The sequence below is a fragment of the Moorena sp. SIO4A1 genome, from assembly GCF_010672065.1.
Lineage (GTDB): Bacteria > Cyanobacteriota > Cyanobacteriia > Cyanobacteriales > Coleofasciculaceae > Moorena.
The window spans coordinates 1-1337 of the sequence record NZ_JAAHHX010000785.1 but is presented as its reverse complement, the minus strand read 5'-3'; the positions used below and the strand labels follow the sequence as shown (position 1 = coordinate 1337).

General features: G+C 43.3%; 3 protein-coding genes. All 3 read left to right on the top strand.

Translation table 11 applies throughout. The features are described 5' to 3' along the window. Positions 1 to 242, top strand: a 242-nt coding sequence (locus tag F6K53_RS42880) for a hypothetical protein (RefSeq protein WP_293086710.1), incomplete at its 5' end; no start/stop codon positions are given. Further along, entirely contained in the window at positions 232 to 930 is a 699-nt protein-coding gene (locus F6K53_RS42875) for a phosphopantetheine-binding protein (RefSeq protein WP_293086707.1), read from the top strand. The genes F6K53_RS42880 and F6K53_RS42875, both read left to right, overlap by 11 nt. After that, on the top strand, positions 927 to 1337 hold a 411-nt coding region (locus tag F6K53_RS42870), incomplete at its 3' end, for a condensation domain-containing protein (protein ID WP_293086704.1). The genes F6K53_RS42875 and F6K53_RS42870, both read left to right, overlap by 4 nt.

Genomic DNA, 1337 nt, shown 5'->3' with positions numbered 1-1337 from the left:
GGCGGATTTTGCACCTGAATGCGTCCCAACTCACTTCCGATTGGCCAATTCGCCACGTTCGTTACTCCTATTCATCTGCAAAATCCGTCTCGCGCCGGTGCGGTCTGGTGAACGTCAACAGGCCCTGGTGGATCGAGCGAAACAGAAGTATCCGTCATTACCCGGCTCGACCGGGTAATCTAGTCACAACGCGATCACAGTCAGTTACAGAGCTATTGTTTAGCTTGGAGTATGTGGGATGAAATGGGGATGAGTCGGGGTTATCAGATGAAGCAGTTAACTCAAGCTAAGGGTTATCTAGCAGTGGGATTATCTCAAGGTATGTCTTCACTGTTAGCTGGTTTATGCCATGACCAACCCTACTTAATGGTGGGTTTGGATGGTAGTAATCTTAATATCAGAAGGTTGACTTCTACTTCGGATAATCTGCAACAATTAACAGCTTACTTTACTACTAATGGTAAAGGTAAACCCAATGTGAGTGTTCTGGAGAGTCAGCTACAGGATGCGGTAGGTAAACCTAGTAGTTGTGCTGTGGTGGAGTTGGCTGAAATGCCTTTGACTGAGACTGGGGAAATTGACATAGGTTTACTTCGAGAGAGTAATTTGGGTCGTTCAACTCAAGAAAGGGTGAAACCTAGGAATGAGACGGAGCAGCAAATTGCTCAAATCTGGCAGGATTTGTTAGAGGTATCCCAGGTGGGTATCTATGATAATTTCTTTGAGTTGGGGGGGAATTCACTTTTGGCTACTCAGGTGATTTCTCGCTTGCGTCAGGCTTTTGGGAAGGAACTTACTTTACAAGATTTATTTGAGTATCCCACTGTTGCTGGTATCACCAAAAATATTGAAGTGCTGCGTCAGCTAGCTCAAAAGGAAAACACATTTATTTATGAAACAGATGAAGACTATGAGGAGGAAGCATTATGAAAACAGTTGAGTTTGTCTCTTACCTGCAAAATTTAGGTGTAAAACTTTGGATAGATGGAGAGCAACTCCGTTATCGTTCTCCGAAGAAAGTAATAACACCAGAGCTGAAACAGAGTCTAGTTGAGCGCAAAGCAGATATCCTCAAGTTGCTGAGGAAAGCTCATAAAAATACGCAATCTGATGCAGGTAGTTCGATTCAACCGATTTCTAGGGAACAAACGATACCGTTATCCTTTGCACAACAAAGGCTATGGTTTATAGAAAAAATGGCCTTGAGTAGCAACGCCTACAATATGCCATTAACCCTAAATCTAGTAGGAAAACTCGACTATGTAGCCCTACAAAAAAGTCTCAACCAAATCATCGCTCGCCATGAAACCCTGAGAACCACTTTCAGTGAAATCAAC

What these genes read in the sequence shown, in the direction of transcription:
- F6K53_RS42875 (WP_293086707.1), top strand. Translation starts at nt 232, where the DNA reads ATGTGGGATGAAATGGGGATGAGTCGGGGTTATCAGATGAAGCAGTTA.